15 protein-coding genes are annotated in these 14,781 nt (G+C 72.9%); 10 read left to right on the forward strand and 5 right to left on the reverse strand.

The genetic code is table 11. The features are described from left to right. Positions 1-520 precede the first annotated feature (520 nt). The 6 genes from ligD to STBA_RS04320 all read left to right on the forward strand — a co-directional run bounded on the left by ligD (position 521) and on the right by STBA_RS04320 (position 7,663). On the forward strand, positions 521-1,528 hold the full coding sequence (gene ligD, locus STBA_RS04295; protein WP_077057941.1) for a non-homologous end-joining DNA ligase: 1,008 nt from the start codon (positions 521-523) through the stop codon (positions 1,526-1,528). Positions 1,529-1,563: 35 nt separating this feature from the next. Then, positions 1,564-2,193 (forward strand): nucleoside/nucleotide kinase family protein, encoded by a 630-nt coding sequence (locus tag STBA_RS04300; RefSeq protein WP_077057942.1) that lies wholly within the window; start codon positions 1,564-1,566, stop codon positions 2,191-2,193. A 71-nt stretch (positions 2,194-2,264) separates the two neighbouring features. Next, the gene (locus STBA_RS04305) at positions 2,265-4,151 is read left to right on the forward strand and encodes a methylmalonyl-CoA mutase family protein (protein ID WP_077057943.1); all 1,887 of its coding nucleotides are present in this window, start codon (positions 2,265-2,267) and stop codon (positions 4,149-4,151) included. Beyond that, positions 4,151-6,355, forward strand: a complete 2,205-nt coding sequence (gene scpA, locus STBA_RS04310) for a methylmalonyl-CoA mutase (protein WP_077057944.1) — start codon at positions 4,151-4,153, stop codon at positions 6,353-6,355. The genes STBA_RS04305 and scpA overlap by 1 nt, the downstream gene beginning before the upstream one ends. Before the next feature lie 22 nt (positions 6,356-6,377). Further along, entirely contained in the window at positions 6,378-7,379 is a 1,002-nt protein-coding gene (gene meaB / locus STBA_RS04315) for a methylmalonyl Co-A mutase-associated GTPase MeaB (protein WP_077057945.1), read from the forward strand. Positions 7,380-7,432: 53 nt separating this feature from the next. Beyond that, positions 7,433-7,663, forward strand: coding sequence for a DUF6191 domain-containing protein (locus STBA_RS04320; RefSeq protein WP_253194521.1), 231 nt, complete (start codon positions 7,433-7,435; stop codon positions 7,661-7,663). A 40-nt stretch (positions 7,664-7,703) separates the two neighbouring features. Here the strand turns inward: STBA_RS04320 and STBA_RS04325 are convergent, their stop codons facing one another. Further along, positions 7,704-8,372, reverse strand: coding sequence for a histidine phosphatase family protein (locus STBA_RS04325; protein WP_077057947.1), 669 nt, complete (start codon positions 8,370-8,372; stop codon positions 7,704-7,706). A gap of 117 nt (positions 8,373-8,489) precedes the next feature. Then, positions 8,490-9,122, reverse strand: a complete 633-nt coding sequence (locus tag STBA_RS04330) for an NAD(P)H-dependent oxidoreductase (protein ID WP_077057948.1) — start codon at positions 9,120-9,122, stop codon at positions 8,490-8,492. A gap of 139 nt (positions 9,123-9,261) precedes the next feature. On the opposite strand from STBA_RS04330, the gene STBA_RS04335 reads away from it, so the two are divergent. Both STBA_RS04335 and STBA_RS04340 read left to right on the forward strand, forming a co-directional pair. Next, positions 9,262-9,873 carry a TetR/AcrR family transcriptional regulator gene (locus STBA_RS04335; RefSeq protein WP_077057949.1) on the forward strand — a complete coding sequence of 204 codons (612 nt, stop codon included), beginning with the start codon at positions 9,262-9,264 and terminating at the stop codon, positions 9,871-9,873. 124 nt (positions 9,874-9,997) lie between these two features. Beyond that, positions 9,998-10,531 carry a hypothetical protein gene (locus STBA_RS04340; protein WP_143659422.1) on the forward strand — a complete coding sequence of 178 codons (534 nt, stop codon included), beginning with the start codon at positions 9,998-10,000 and terminating at the stop codon, positions 10,529-10,531. A gap of 298 nt (positions 10,532-10,829) precedes the next feature. Here the strand turns inward: STBA_RS04340 and STBA_RS04345 are convergent, their stop codons facing one another. Next, positions 10,830-11,708, reverse strand: a complete 879-nt coding sequence (locus STBA_RS04345) for a LysR family transcriptional regulator (protein WP_077057951.1) — start codon at positions 11,706-11,708, stop codon at positions 10,830-10,832. A gap of 83 nt (positions 11,709-11,791) precedes the next feature. Here STBA_RS04345 and STBA_RS04350 point away from each other — a divergent pair, with 83 nt between their 5' ends. Next, the gene (locus STBA_RS04350) at positions 11,792-12,517 is read left to right on the forward strand and encodes an SDR family oxidoreductase (RefSeq protein ID WP_077063103.1); all 726 of its coding nucleotides are present in this window, start codon (positions 11,792-11,794) and stop codon (positions 12,515-12,517) included. Between the two features lie 136 nt (positions 12,518-12,653). Here STBA_RS04350 and STBA_RS04355 read toward each other — a convergent pair whose 3' ends face one another. Further along, positions 12,654-13,664: a hypothetical protein gene (locus STBA_RS04355; RefSeq protein WP_077057952.1), complete on the reverse strand. Its 1,011-nt coding sequence runs from the start codon at positions 13,662-13,664 to the stop codon at positions 12,654-12,656. A 116-nt stretch (positions 13,665-13,780) separates the two neighbouring features. On the opposite strand from STBA_RS04355, the gene STBA_RS04360 reads away from it, so the two are divergent. Then, positions 13,781-14,437: a TetR/AcrR family transcriptional regulator gene (locus STBA_RS04360; protein ID WP_077057953.1), complete on the forward strand. Its 657-nt coding sequence runs from the start codon at positions 13,781-13,783 to the stop codon at positions 14,435-14,437. Positions 14,438-14,599: 162 nt separating this feature from the next. Here STBA_RS04360 and STBA_RS04365 read toward each other — a convergent pair whose 3' ends face one another. Beyond that, positions 14,600-14,779, reverse strand: coding sequence for a DUF397 domain-containing protein (locus STBA_RS04365; protein WP_366510731.1), 180 nt, complete (start codon positions 14,777-14,779; stop codon positions 14,600-14,602). Positions 14,780-14,781: the final 2 nt, after the last annotated feature.

Raw genomic sequence — 14,781 nt, forward strand, 5'->3', positions numbered from 1 at the left:
GATGGCCCGCGCGCGCCGACCCGGATGAACGGAGACCGCAGGCGCCGCTCCCCTCCTGCTGTCGGCGGGAACATGACACCAGGTCAGGCCCCGCCGCTCCGGCCGCGCGCACGCGCGCGCGGCACCGGCGGCTCTCCTCCGCCCCGGCGGCCGGACGGTCGCGCCGGGATGCCCGCGCCGGGGCGGTCGCGCCGCGGCGAGCGAGCCGGGCACCGCGGGCGCCGCGGCGCCCCCCGGACGTCGCGGCTGGACAGTCCCCCGGTAAGGCGCGGTGGCGGAAAGAGCCATGCTGTCGCCTTTCGTCTGCCGATGTCCCGCGCGTCCCCCTTTGCCCAGGTGAGGCGCGTCCACTTCACTATGGCACTGCCAAGTTCAGGTCGCAATAGGTAACTTGAAAATTGCAGATCGCCAGATGCGGAGTGGTGATGTGCGCCGGCACACAGCGCGGGGACACGCGCCCACATCTGCCGTTCCGGTTACCGTCCGTGGCGATTACGCGCACACCGCGTGTACTTGGCACATGACCGACATCCCCGGCGCCGTGCCGCCGATACTGGCCGTCGACGGCGAACTGCCCACCGGTGCCTGGGCCTACGAGTACAAGTGGGACGGCTACCGCTGCTGCCTGCGCGCCGCGCCCGACGGCACCACGCGCCTCACGAGCCGTAACGGCAACGACCTCACGGCCACCTACCCCGAGCTGGCCGGCGTCCCGCCCGCCGCGTTCGGCGGGCTGGCCACCGTCCTCGACGGCGAGATCGTGGCCCTGGACGCGGCCGGGCGGCCCGACTTCGGCCTGCTCCAGCGCCGCCACCAGCGCCGCCCCGGCACCGGCCGCCCGGCCGCACCCGCCGTCACCTACTTCGCGTTCGACCTCCTGCTGCGCGGCCAGGACACCCACCTGCGGGCCCCCTATGCGGAACGCCGCGCCGCGCTGAGCCGGTTCGCCGCCGCCGCGGAGCCGGCCGCGGGCGGCCGGCTGGCCGTTCCGCCGCACTACACCGGACCCGGCATCGGCCCGCAGGACCTCCTCGGCATCGCCGAACAGCACGGTCTGGAAGGGCTGCTGGCCAAGCGGCTCGACTCCCCCTACCAGCCGGGCCGCCGCTCACGGCTGTGGATCAAACGGCCGCTGGTGTCCACGCAGGAGGCCGTGATCGGCGGCTGGCAGCCGGGCGACGGCCGCCGCTCCGGCACCGTCGGCTCCCTGCTGCTCGGCGCCCACGACGCCGAGGGACACCTGCGCTACATCGGCCACGTCGGCAGCGGCTTCACCGCGGCCACGCTCGCCGACCTCCTGCGCCGGCTCACTCCGCTGGCGCGCGCCACCAGCCCGTTCGACGGGCCCGTGCCCCGCGAGCACGCCCGCACCGCCCGCTGGACCGAGCCGCGCCTCGTCGGAGAGGTCGCCTTCCGTGCCTGGACCCGCGACCTCAGGCTGCGCCAGCCCTCCTGGCGCGGCCTGCGCCCCGACCGTTCCCCGGAGGGCATCACCCTGCCGGGACCGCCGCCAGGGAACGACCGCTGAGGAGCGCTGCGCGCGCTCCCGTAGGGTTGCCGCCCATGGATCTCGACGCGCTCGCCGCGGACGCCCGCGGCCTGCGGCGGGCCGGACGGCGCGCCGTGCTCGGTCTCGCGGGCCCGCCGGGGGCCGGCAAATCCACGCTGGCCCGCGCCCTGGTCGCGGCGCTCGGCGAGGAGGCCGCCTACGTTCCGCTGGACGGTTTCCACCTCTCCAACGCGCAGCTCGACCGCCTCCGGCTGCGGTCGCGCAAGGGCTCGGAACCCAGCTTCGACGTCTGGGGCTACGCCGCCCTGCTGCGGCGGCTGACCGCGGGCGAGGGCGGGGACCCGGCCCGTGAGGTGTACGTGCCCGACTTCGACCGCGGGCTCGACGAACCGGTGGCCGCCAGGCACCGGGTCCCGCCGGGCGCCTGGCTGATCGTCACCGAGGGAAACTACCTGGCCTGCGACCTCCCCGGCTGGCGCGAGGCACGCGCCTTGATGGACGACGTCTGGTACGTGGACGCCGCCGACGCGGTCCGCGACGCCCGGCTGATGAGCCGCCACACGGGCCACGGCCGCACCACCGCCGCGGCGCGCGCCTGGGTGGACACCAACGATGTGCCGAACGCCACACTGGTGCTGGCCTCGCGGGAGCGCTGCGGGCGCGTGATCCCCGCCGACGGCTGACCGGGCGGTGGCACCCCGGTGCCGAAGCTGGGGTGGGTAGCGGTTTCACCGCGACCCCCAGTTCTGGAAGCATGACGGTCATGAGTGATGAGGAACTCCCCCTGGCCGCAGAGTTCCCCGCGGTGACGCGAGAACAGTGGCAGGAACTGGTGGCCGGCGTGCTGCGCAAGGCCGGGCGGGGCGACCTCGCGGGCCCGGACGCCGAGGCGAAACTGGCGACCCGGCTCGGCGACGGCCTGGTGACCCGCCCGCTGTACACGGCGGAGAACGGCCGGGCCGAGGGCGGGTACCCCGGCTTCCCCCCGTTCGTGCGCGGCGGCAGGCCGCAAGGCACCGCGGTCACCGGCTGGGACGTGCGGCAGCGGCACAACGATCCGGACCCGGCGCGGACCAACGAGGCGGCGCTCGCGGACCTGGAGAACGGCGCCACATCGCTGTGGCTGACCGTCGGAGCCGCGGGACTGCCCGTGAGCGGCCTGGAGAAGGCCCTGTCCGGCGTCTACCTGGATCTGGCGCCCGTCGTGCTCGACGCGGGCGCGGAGACGGGGGCCGCGGCCCGGGAGCTGCTGCGCCTGTTCGAGGAGCGGGGCGTGGCGCCCGGCGACGCGCTCGGCCACCTCGGCGCCGATCCGCTGGCCCTGGTCGCGCGCACCGGCCGCGACGGCGGGCTCGCGGCCCAGCTCGCGCAGGCGGCCGAGCTGGCGGTGCGGTGCCACCGGGAGTACCCGCGGCTGACCGCGGTCGGCGTCGACGCGCTGCCCTACCACGAGGCCGGTGGCTCGGCGGCCGAGGAGCTGGGCTGCTCCCTGGCCACGGGCGTGGCCTACCTGCACGAGCTGACCGAGGCCGGTCTCGACGTGGACGCGGCCTGCGGGCAACTGGAGTTCCGGTACGCGGCCACCGCCGACCAGTTCCTCACCATCGCCAAGCTGCGGGCCGCGCGCCGGCTGTGGGCCCGGGTGGCCGAGGTGTGCGGTGCCTCGCCCGAGGCGCGGGCGCAGCGGCAGCACGCGGTGACGTCGCCGGTGATGATGACGCGGCGCGACCCCTGGGTGAACATGCTGCGCACCACCGTGGCCTGCCTGGCGGCGGGCGCGGGCGGGGCGGACGCGGTGACGGTGCTGCCGTTCGATCACGATCTCGGGCTGCCCGACGCCTTCTCCCGGCGCATCGCGCGCAACACCTCGTCGGTGCTGATGGCGGAGTCGCACCTGGCGCGCGTCATCGACCCGGCGGGCGGCTCCTGGTACGCGGAGGAGCTGACGCGGGAGCTGGCCGAGGCCGGCTGGGCGTTCTTCCAGGAGCTGATGGGCGCGGGCGGGCAGGCCGGGGCGCTGGCGTCCGGGATGGTCGCGGAGCGTCTCGCGGCCACCTGGCGGGAGCGGTCGCGGCAGCTGGCCGTGCGCCGTGAGCCGGTGACCGGGGTGAGCGAGTTCCCGACGCTGGCGGAGCGGCCGGTGGAGCGGATTCCGGCGCCCGCGCCGCCGGCCGGCGGGCTGCCGCGGGTGCGCAGGGACGAGGCGTTCGAAGCGCTGCGGGCGCGCAGCGACGCGCATCTGGCGGCGACGGGCGCCCGGCCGCGGGTGCTGCTCGCGGCGCTCGGTTCCGCCGCGGCGCACACGGCGCGCGTGACGTTCGCGGCGAACCTGTTCCAGGCGGCCGGGATCGAGCCGGTGCACGAGCCGGAGTCGGTCGACGCCGGAACGGCCGGGGCGGCGCTGCGGGCGGTCGGCACCGAGGTGGCGTGCCTGTGCGGCAGCGATGCGCTGTACGCGGAGCAGGCGGCCGGGGTAGCCGCGGCGCTGAAGGACGCCGGGGCGCGACGGGTCTTCCTGGCGGGCCGTCCCGGTGAGCTGCGGGACGCCTTCGAAGAGGCGGGTGTCGACGACTTCGTGTTCGTGGGCTGTGACGCGATCGCCGTCCTGTCCTCCGTTCTTGACCTCATGGGAGTGGCGTGATGGAGATTCCCGACTTCACGGAGATCGGCCTCGGGCCGGCCGCCGGCGGCGGGACCGCGGACGCGTGGCGGCAGCGGGTCAAGGAGGGGGCCGGGCACAGCGCCGAGGACCTGGTGTGGGAGACGCCCGAGGGGATCGCCGTCAAGCCGCTGTACACGGCGGACGACCTGGCCGGGCTCGACTTCCTGGACACCTACCCCGGGGTGGCGCCCTATCTGCGGGGCCCCTACCCGACGATGTACGTCAACCAGCCCTGGACGGTCAGGCAGTACGCCGGCTTCTCCACGGCGGAGGAGTCCAACGCGTTCTACCGGCGGAACCTGGCGGCCGGTCAGAAGGGCCTGTCCGTGGCGTTCGACCTGCCGACGCACCGCGGGTACGACAGCGACCACCCGCGGGTGACGGGCGATGTCGGGATGGCCGGGGTGGCGATCGACTCGATCTACGACATGCGGCAGCTGTTCGACGGGATTCCGCTGGACCGGATGAGCGTGTCGATGACGATGAACGGCGCGGTGCTGCCGGTGCTCGCGCTGTACATCGTGGCGGCCGAGGAACAGGGGGTGACGCCGGACAAGCTCGCGGGGACCATTCAGAACGACATTCTGAAAGAGTTCATGGTCCGGAACACCTACATCTATCCGCCGCAGCCCTCGATGCGGATCATCTCCGACATCTTCGCGTTCACCTCGCAGCGGATGCCGCGGTACAACTCGATCTCCATCTCCGGGTACCACATCCAGGAGGCCGGGGCCACGGCCGACCTCGAACTGGCGTACACGCTGGCGGACGGCGTGGAGTACCTGCGGGCCGGGCTCGACGCGGGGCTTGACGTGGACGCGTTCGCGCCGCGGCTGTCGTTCTTCTGGGCGATCGGCATGAACTACTTCATGGAGATCGCCAAACTGCGGGCGGCCCGGCTGCTGTGGGCCAAGCTCGTGCGGCGCTTCGAGCCGAAGAACGCGAAGTCGATGTCGCTGCGGACGCATTCGCAGACCTCCGGCTGGTCGCTGACGGCGCAGGACGTCTTCAACAACGTGACCCGCACCTGCGTGGAGGCCATGGCGGCCGCGCAGGGGCAGACCCAGTCGCTGCACACCAACGCGCTGGACGAGGCGCTGGCGCTGCCGACGGACTTCTCCGCGCGCATCGCGCGGAACACGCAGATCCTGCTCCAGCAGGAGTCCGGGACGTGCCGCGTGATCGACCCGTGGGGCGGCAGCGCGTACGTGGAGCGGCTGACGCACGACCTGGCGCGGCGGGCCTGGCAGCACATCGAGGAGGTCGAGGCGGCCGGCGGGATGGCGAAGGCGATCGACGCGGGCATTCCGAAGCTGCGCGTCGAGGAGGCGGCGGCCAGGACGCAGGCGCGCATCGACTCGGGGCGGCAGCCGGTTATCGGCGTCAACCTGTACCGGGTGGACGCGGACGAGACGATCGAGGTGCGGGCCGTGGACAACTCCGCGGTGCGGACCCAGCAGGTGGAGAAGCTGCGGCGGCTGCGGGAGGAACGGGACGAGGTGGCCTGCCGGGCGGCGCTCGACGCGCTGACGACGGCCGCGGGTGACGACGGGCGGGGCGCGGGCCTGGACGGGAACCTGCTGACGCTCGCGGTCGGTGCGGCCAGGGCAAAGGCGACGGTGGGCGAGATCTCGGACGCCCTGGAAAAGGTGTTCGGGCGGCACTCGGCGCAGATCCGTACCATTTCCGGTGTGTACCGGCAGGAGGCGCAGGAGTCGCCCGGGGTGGCCCGCACCCGGGGCCTGGTGGCGCGGTTCGAGGAGGCCGAGGGCAGGCGACCGCGGATTCTGGTGGCCAAGATGGGCCAGGACGGCCACGACCGCGGGCAGAAGGTGATCGCCTCCGCGTTCGCCGACCTGGGCTTCGACGTGGACGTCGGCCCGCTGTTCCAGACACCGGCGGAGGTGGCGCGGCAGGCGGTCGAGGCGGACGTGCACATCGTCGGGGTGTCCTCGCTCGCGGCCGGGCACCTGACGCTGGTGCCCGCGCTGCGCAAGGAGCTGGCGCAGGAGGGCCGGGAGGACATCACGATCGTGGTCGGCGGGGTGATTCCGCCCGGGGACGTGACGGCGCTGCACGAGGCGGGCGCGGCGGCTGTGTTCTTGCCGGGCACGGTGATCCCGGACGCGGCGTTCGACCTGCTGACGACGGTGGCCGCCGGTCTCGGTCACGACGACCTGTAGACGACCCGTAGAAACGAAGGACATGCCGCGCACCATTGACATCGAGGCGTACGCCAAGGGCGTCCTGGCCGGTTCCAGGTCCCATGTGGCCCGGGCGATCACGCTGGTGGAGTCGACGCGGGCCGACCACCAGGAGCTGGCCCAGCGACTGCTCCTCGACCTGCTGCCGCATGCCGGGCGGGCCAGGCGCGTGGGGATCAGCGGAGTGCCTGGAGTCGGCAAGTCGACGTTCATCGACGCGTTCGGCAGCATGCTGACGGGCCTCGGGCACAAGGTGGCGGTACTCGCGGTCGACCCGTCCTCCACCCGGACGGGCGGGTCGATCCTGGGCGACAAGACGCGGATGGAGCGGCTGTCGGTGGACCCGGCGGCGTTCGTGCGCCCCTCGCCGAGCGCGGGCACGCTGGGCGGCGTGGCGAAGGCGACGCGGGAGAGCATCGTCGTGATGGAGGCCGCCGGCTACGACGTGGTGCTGGTGGAGACCGTCGGGGTCGGCCAGTCGGAGACGACGGTGGCCCGCATGGTGGACTCCTTCCTGCTGCTGACGCTGGCCCGCACGGGCGACCAGCTCCAGGGCATCAAGAAGGGCGTGCTGGAGCTGGCGGACGTCATCGCGGTGAACAAGGCGGACGGGCCGCACGAGCGCGAGGCGCGCACGGCGGCCAGGGAGCTGTCCGGCGCGCTGCGGATGCTGCACCCGCCCGAGGAGGGGTGGACACCGCCGGTACTGACGTGCAGCGCGCTGGAGCAGGCGGGCCTGGAGACGGTGTGGGAACGCCTGGAGCGGCACCGCGCGGTGCTCGACGCCGACGGGCGGCTGGCGGCGAAGCGGCGCGACCAGCAGGTGGACTGGGTGTGGTCGATGGTGCGGGAGCACCTGATGACCGGATTGCAGCGGCACCCCGCGGTGCGCGGCCTCGCGCCGCTGGTGGAGGAAGAGGTCCGCGGGGGCACGCTGACGGCGACACTGGCGGCCGAGCGACTCGTCGCGGCCTTCCGCGAACCGTACGGTGACGGGCCGTGAACGCGTAAGCTGGGCGGCGGAGTTGCCGTGCCCGTTCCGACGAGGGGAGCCTCGTGCTCACAGTCAATATGCTTGAGGAACTGTTCGCTCCCGGCAGCCATCACACGCACGAGGAGCGGAGCCGGCTGGCGCTGACGCTCGTCGAGGCAGGCGGCCTCGCCCCCGACCGGGGGCCGATCGACCTCGACTCCGGCGAGGCGGTGATCAGCCTGTCCGCGGGCCCGGCACGCGTGCGGCAGAACGACCCGGAGGACCCCGACGACCCGGACGGCCCCGGCCGCTGAGGACCCGGCCGCAACGACCGACCGAGCCGTCGGCCGCTGCTCAGCCGTCGGCGTCCTCGACGGATTCCCCCGCGGGGCCGCTCGCGTGCGGAGTGCTGTCCTCGGGGCCTACGGACCGGTCTTCCCAGCGGATGACGCGCCAGCCTTCGGCCGGGGCGCCGGAGAGGATGACGACACCGGTGTTCCGCAGCTCGTGGGTGGACGCGAAGGCGGCGTCGATGTTCTCCGCCCTGGCCGCCGCCCACATGCGGATCGCGGCGCCGTGGCTGACCATGGCCACGGTCCCGGCTCCGGTGCCCGCGGCCTCCTCGACCACGGCGTCGAAACGCCGCAGCGCCTCCACGCCGTTCTCCCCGCCCGGCATGCGACGCCCGGTGTCCCCCGCCGACCAGGCGAAGGCCGTGGTCAGGTAGGTCTCGATCGCCTGGTGGTCCCCCCGCATCTCCAGATCACCGGCGGACAGCTCCCGTATGCCCTGCCGCACACCGACTTCCAGACCCGTCCGGGCGGCCAGCGGTGCCGCGGTGAGCTGGGCGCGGAGGAGCGTGGACGCGTAGAGCGCGTCGATCGTCTCCGCCGACAGCGCTTCCGGGAGGGCAGCCGCCTGCTCCTGTCCCAGCGGGGTCAGCGCGGGGCCGGGTTCGGCCGTGTCCAGCAGGTGCTTGAGGTTGGAGGGGGTCTGGCCATGTCGAACGAGCAGCAGTCGCATAAACGGTTCTGTCTCCAGTGAGGCGAGTGGCGGTGGTCTGTCCACTGTGCCATTCCGGAGCCTCGCCCCCTCCACGGGTCCTCCGGGTCCTCCGGGTCCTTCACCGGGTGGGGACCGTCAGTTCCCGGCGAGCGCCCGGCCCGCCTGACGGGCGGCGTCGAGCGCCTGCGCGTGGTGCTGTTCGGCGAGGCCCCGCAGGCTCTCCATGGCGGGGGTGGTGGCGGCGAGGGTGAGCTCCCGCTTGACGACGGTGAGGTCGGCCTGCCAGATGTCGGCAAGGACACGTTCCAGGTAGGGGGTGGAGTGGTCCCAGCCCTCGCGCGGGGCGCCGGGGCCGTAGCCGCCGCCGAGGGTGGTGACCAGCACGGTGGGCGTGCCCTTCAGCAGGGGGGTGGTGGAGCCGCCGCCGGCGATGACGAGGTCCACCCAGGCCTTGAAGTGCTGGGAGACGCCGAAGTTGTACAGCGGTACGGCCAGGATCGCGGCGTCGGCGTTCTGGAGCTCGTCGGCCAGGGCCGCGGCCAGGGCGAGGGCCTCGTGCTGCGCCGGGGTGCGGTCCGTCTCGGCGGTGAAGCCGGCGGTGGTGGCGAGGGCCCAGGCGTCGGCGGGAAGGGAGTCGGTGCCGAGGTGGCGGCGGGTCACCGCGGCGTCGGGGCGTGCGGCGGTCCACTCGGCCTCGGCTATGTCGGCGATCTCGGCGCTGGCGGAGGCGCCGGGCAGGATGCTGGCGTCCAGGCGGAACAGGTTCATGGCGTGATTCCTCGCAGGTGGATGGGCCACGGGTGTGGTCTCGACGGGGGACGGCGGCGGGCCTGAGGCCGGGGCCGCGGCTCCGTCCGATCTAAACGGACTCTACCCCGCTTCTTCTTCCCCGGGGTAGGTTGAACGTGTGGAACCGCCTGTAGTGCCCTTCGGAAAGCCGCGTGGTGAGCGCGCCGACGCGGTGCGTAACCGTGAGCGCCTGCTGGAGACGGCCCGCGAGATGATCGCGGAGCGGGGCGTCGCGAAGGTGACGATGGACGGCCTGGCCGAGCGCGCCGGGCTGGGCAAGGGCACCGTGTTCCGCCACTTCGGCAGCCGGGCCGGCATCTTCAGGGCGCTGCTGGACGCGGACGAACGGCGGTTCCAGGAGCAGGTGCTCTCCGGCCCCCCGCCGCTGGGGCCCGGCGCCGACCCGGTGGCGCGCCTCGTCGCCTACGGCCGCGCCCGTATCGCCTTCCTCCTCGACCACCACGCCGTGGCCCGGGCGTCCCTCGACCGCGGCCGGCCCGCCCCGGCCGGCGACCCGTCGGTGTCCCAGCTCCACATCCGCATGCTGCTCGGCCGGGCCCAGGTACGGATGCCCAGCCTGAACGGCCTCGCGGTCCAGCTCACCGCCGCCCTCGAAGGCCCGCTGCTGCTGTACCTGTCCATGTCGGAAACGAGCGCGCCCCCGGCACCGGACGTCGACCACTTCCTCGGCGACAGCTGGCAAGCCCTGATCGAACGCATCGCCCGCTGACCGTCCGCCTGTCAAGGTGTGCGACGACGATCGAATGGCTGGGTACGGACGCAGGGCTTCGCCAGGATCGGACCGTTCGGTTCCGGCGCCGAGGCAGGTGCCGGTCAACTCTCAGGAGGACAGGGTGAGGACAGCCTTATTACGTCGTTTACCACAGCGGTGGTCGGGCTACCGCCTGCTGCGCTGGCTCGGCATCCCGGTGGCCCTGGTGGCCACCATGCTGCTGACGGCGCCGGCCGCTCACGCGGAGCTACGGGAGCAGCGTTCGATCAACTTCCAGGACGACGGGGCCTACGCGATCGTCCACTACGGGGAGGACGACCAGGGCCACTATCTCCAGTTCTACCTGCACGACACCCTGGACGACGGGCTGTGTGCCGTGGCCCGCGCCGACTTCAGGGTCGACCAGGGGCTCACCGGTCACCACCACATCGACCCGGGGCAGGTCACGCTGTGCGAGGACGGCGAGCGGGCATGGTCCGAGCGGTGGTACCCGGAGCCGAACAACGACGGAGAAGAATCGGGGCCCGACACCTGGGAGATCACCGGAATCCGGTGGGCCGACGCGTGCCGGGAGGAGCTTGACGGCACGAGGGTCTGCCGGTGGGGGGACGGCGTGCCGGACGTCAGTGTCCACAACATTCCCCTGCTCCCCTAGGAACAACTCGGCCGCAGCGCCATAACCACGAGAAACCGGCCGTTCCGGAGGCGGCCCTCCCCAGACGGGGTCGGACGAAGCGGACGGCGTGATCGGCCGGCTCGCCGGCCGGGACCCGCAACAAGGGTCCCGGCCGGTCCGGCACCGCCTGCACGGACGCGGCAACCGAGCAGCGCTCCCTGCCGCTCGGGGCGGTGAACCGTCCCGTGCCGGGAACGGCCGTGGGCGTGCGGGTGGTTCGCCACGGGCGAGAAGCGCGGGTCGGCACGAGCTGTGCCGGGCCCGCGGTGGCGGGGCCTCAGCCCGCGGGCGCGGGCAGCGCGGTGCCGCGGAGCCCGGCCGCCGCGCGGACGAGTGAGGCGATCGCCGGCGAGTGGCTGTTCGGCGGCCAGGCGATGACCGTGGTGACGTCCGGCGCGTCGACGACGGGCACCGCGACGTGATCGGGCCACTGCCAGGCGCGGCTGGAGGCCGGAATCACAAGCAGTGTCTTGCCGAGCGCCACGAGCTGGGCGAGCTGCGACTGGGTGCGCACCTCCGGTCCCGGCCCGTCCGGGTAGGACCCGTCGAGCCGGGGCCACCGCGCGATGGGCAGGTCCGGCACGTCGCGGACGTCGGCCAGCGTGAGCTGCTCGCGCGACGCGAGCGGATGGCCCGCGGGCAAGAGGGCGATCTGGCCTTCGACGCAGAGGTCCTCGGTGTCGAACCCGGCGAGGTCGTCGAACGGCCGGTGCATGAGTGCCACGTCGGCGCGCCCGCCGCGCAACAGCCCCGCCTGCTCGCCGACCTCGCACAGGAGGACTTCGACCGGTGCCGCACCGGGTTCGCTCGCGAGCGTGTCGAGGAGCCGTTGCAGCAGCTCGTGGGACGCCCCGGCCTTCGTCACGAGCACCAGTGGCCGCTTCGGCTCTCCGGCACGCCGCGTTCTGCGCGCAGCGGCCGCGACCGCGTCGAGGGCCGCCCGCGCCTCACGGAGCAGCACCCGGCCGGCGTCGGTGAGCGCCACTCCACGGCGGTCCCGGTCGAGGAGCCGGACGCCGAGCCGCCGCTCCAGCAGGCGGATCGCGCGTGAGAGCGGCGGCTGCGCCATCCCGAGCCGAACGGCGGCACGTCCGAAGTGCAGCTCTTCGGCGACGGCCACGAAGTACCGGAGCTCGCGGGTCTCGAGATCGTCCACGGGCGGAGCCTACCGGCTGATACCCGGCAAGTATCACGGGGCACCGAATCCGTCTTGGACGGCGAGTGCGCAACTCGCCGAGCATGGATCGCGTGAACGACACAAAGACCGCGCTGGTCACCGGCGCGAACAAAGGAATCGGCTTCGCCATCGCACAGGGCCTCGGGGCCATCGGCTTCACGGTCGCGGTGGGGGCCCGCGACGACGCCAGGCGCGAGGCGGCCGTCGAGCGGCTGCGTGCCGCGGGCGTCGACGCGTTCGGGGTCGCCCTCGACGTCACCTCCGACATCAGCGTCGCCGCGGCGGCGGCGACCATCGAACGGACGGCGGAACGACTCGACGTGCTCGTCAACAACGCGGGCATTTCCGGCCGGACGGACGGTGACGCGCAGGACCCGACGACGCTCGACCTCGACGTCGTCCGCACCGTCCTCGAAACGAACGTGCTCGGGGTCGTCCGGGTGACGAACGCGATGCTCCCGCTGCTCAGCCGCGCAGGCTCGCCGCGCATCGTCAACATGTCGAGCAACATGGGCTCGCTGACGCTGCGGACCGGCCCGATCATGGCCGCGTACGCACCGTCGAAGTCGATGCTCAACAGCGTCACGGCGCAGTACGCCCGCCGACTCGCCGATAGCAAGGTCATCGTGAACGCCGCCTGCCCCGGCTATGTCGCGACCGACTTCACCGGCTTCAACGCGCCACGGACGCCCGAGCAGGGCGCCGCGATCGCGATCCGGCTCGCCACCCTTCCGGACGACGGGCCGCGAGGCGGCTTCTTCGACGACGAGGGCGTCGTCCCCTGGTGACCCGGACGGACGGGGAGCGCGACGGCACCGAGCGTCGGAGAAAGCGGAATCGCGACGACCGCAGGGGCCGGGCAGGCCGGGCGGGCCGGACGGGCCGACTTCCTCGATAACGGGAAGCGGAGCCGCTCGGGGCCCGTCATCTCCGATACCGCTGCGCCACGGCCGCGAAGGCGGCCTTGGGTTCCCATTCCATGTCGGGGTAGGTCTGCCCCCGGTGCCCTTCGAGGAGTCTGACGATGCCCAGGCCGGCCCGGTCCAAGTCGTCCCTGGGGTCGCCGTCCGGGCGGTGCGGGTAGCCGGGCAAGGCGAACAAGAACACGAACGCGCTGTCCACGCCCTCGGTCTCGAAGATCTCCAGCAGTTCGCTCAGATATGCGGCCTGGCCGGCCTCGTCACGCTCGTAGCTGCCGTTCAGCCGTACCGGGGCCTTGGTCTGTGGGTCGTACTCGACCACTTCGAGTACCCGCCCACCGCGGTCTCCCGCGCCGCGGTAGGCCGCGGTGCCGAACCCGGTGATGGCGAGCGGCTTCGGACCTTGGGCCAGGGTGCGCACCGCGTCCCGGAACCGGTCGGCGACCTCGGCGGAGCGGATCAGCTCGAACGTCACGATGTCGAAGGGCGTCCAGTCGACCTGCTCGAACTGGATGGACGCGTAGGTGAGCTTGCCCTGGAAGTGCTCGCGGACCGTGGCCGCGGCGTCGCGGAGGAATGCGTTGATGCGCACGCCGAGTTCGCGTATCGCTTCGGCCCGCCGCTCGGGTTGGCTCATCAGCCGCCCGACCCGTTTCTCGGGGCTCTCTCCGGCCAGGAACCCGCGGTTCATCACGCTCAGCTCGACCCCTGCGACGAACACGACCGTGGCCCCCTGCTGCCGCAGCCGTTCCGCTCGCGCGGCGCAGTCACGGAGGAGCGTGAGGATCTGCTCCGGGTCCAGCTCCAGCGGATAGGGCGAGAGCCAGACCTCCAGGCCGAGTTCGGCGGCGGCACCGGCGGCCAGCTCCAGTCGGTCGGGGTCGCCGCCGATGATCTGGACCGCGTTGCAGTGCAGGTCGTCGCGGATGATGGCGAGCTCGCGCCGGACCACCGCGGGGTCGAAGTGCTCGCGGGATATCTGGCCGTGCACGACGAATCCGGTGTCGTAGGTCATTCCTCTTGCTCGCATGATGACGTCCTCTCTGCCGGTCCCGGTCGGGCCGAGGCTGACAGGAAAAGTGCGTGCGCGCAAGTTTGCGCGCACGCAGCATTGTGTGGAACGCTGACGCCGTGACGACACCACCACCAGGGCTGCGGGAGCGAAAGAAGCAGGCCACGCGCGAGGCGCTGCGCGAGGCGGCCCTGCGCCTGGCCGTGGAGCGCGGACCGGACCAGGTGCGGGTCGAGGACATCGCCGAGGCGGCCGGGGTCTCGCCGCGCACCTACAACAACTACTTCGCCAGCCGGGAGCAGGCGATCGTCTCCGCTGTGACCGCGGACCGGGAGGCGCGGATCGCGGCGGCGGTGGCGGCCCGGCCCGCAGGAGTGCGCCTGGCCGACGCCGTCACCGAAGCAGTGGTCGAGCAGTACACGGACACCGGTGAGCGCGAACACAAGGCGCTGCTGCTGATCACCACCGGGACCGCGCTGCGCGACGCGTTCCTGGATGCCACCGCCGGCATCGAACCGCCTCTCACGGCGGTGATCACCGAACGCCTGGATCACGCCGGGGCGCACACGGCCCGCGTTCTCGCGGCGAGCGTGGCCGCGGCGGTTCGCATCGCGCTGGAAGGCTGGCTCCGGCCGGCCGGGCACACAGAGTCCGCCAAGAGTTCCGGCGCCGGAGGACTGGTCGTGCCCTCCGGCTCACTGCCCGACCGGCTCCGCTCGGCGCTGGCCCCGCTCGCACCCGCGTTCGACGCCGCCGAGCGACACACCCGGCCGTGAAGCCGACCCACGAACAGCAGATTTGGAGCAAGCCGATGCACCCGGCCGTCGCCATCCTCGTCAGCCAATGCAACGGAGATGACGCGTGTCAGGTCGCGATCTACGACTGGAGTACTGATCACCGGCCGATCGGAACGCAGTGGGCATGACCTTTGTGGTGTGTCACACGCGGCCGCGCTCCTTGACCGAGGCGACGAACGCCGACCAGGCATCTCCCGAAACGACCAGTGCGGCACCGTTCCGCACCTTGCCGTCCCGCACTGGCACGAAGCCCGGAAGGGCGTCCGCCACCTCGACACAATCGCCGGTCCCGTTGCTGTAGCTCGACTTGCGCCAGGCCATGT

Origin of the sequence: Streptomyces sp. MP131-18 (assembly GCF_001984575.1) — a bacterium.
GTDB classification, from domain to species: Bacteria; Actinomycetota; Actinomycetes; order Streptomycetales; family Streptomycetaceae; genus Streptomyces; species Streptomyces johnsoniae.

Bases quoted from the DNA above. Each gene is read 5' to 3' on its own strand.
- ligD (WP_077057941.1), top strand. From the start codon at position 521: ATGACCGACATCCCCGGCGCCGTGCCGCCGATACTGGCCGTCGACGGC.
- STBA_RS04300 (WP_077057942.1), top strand. From the start codon at position 1,564: ATGGATCTCGACGCGCTCGCCGCGGACGCCCGCGGCCTGCGGCGGGCC.
- STBA_RS04305 (WP_077057943.1), top strand. From the start codon at position 2,265: ATGACGGTCATGAGTGATGAGGAACTCCCCCTGGCCGCAGAGTTCCCC.
- scpA (WP_077057944.1), top strand. From the start codon at position 4,151: ATGGAGATTCCCGACTTCACGGAGATCGGCCTCGGGCCGGCCGCCGGC.
- meaB (WP_077057945.1), top strand. From the start codon at position 6,378: ATGCCGCGCACCATTGACATCGAGGCGTACGCCAAGGGCGTCCTGGCC.
- STBA_RS04325 (WP_077057947.1), bottom strand. From the start codon at position 8,372: ATGCGACTGCTGCTCGTTCGACATGGCCAGACCCCCTCCAACCTCAAG.
- STBA_RS04330 (WP_077057948.1), bottom strand. From the start codon at position 9,122: ATGAACCTGTTCCGCCTGGACGCCAGCATCCTGCCCGGCGCCTCCGCC.
- STBA_RS04350 (WP_077063103.1), top strand. From the start codon at position 11,792: ATGGATCGCGTGAACGACACAAAGACCGCGCTGGTCACCGGCGCGAAC.
- STBA_RS04355 (WP_077057952.1), bottom strand. From the start codon at position 13,664: ATGACCTACGACACCGGATTCGTCGTGCACGGCCAGATATCCCGCGAG.
- STBA_RS04365 (WP_366510731.1), bottom strand. From the start codon at position 14,779: ATGGCCTGGCGCAAGTCGAGCTACAGCAACGGGACCGGCGATTGTGTC.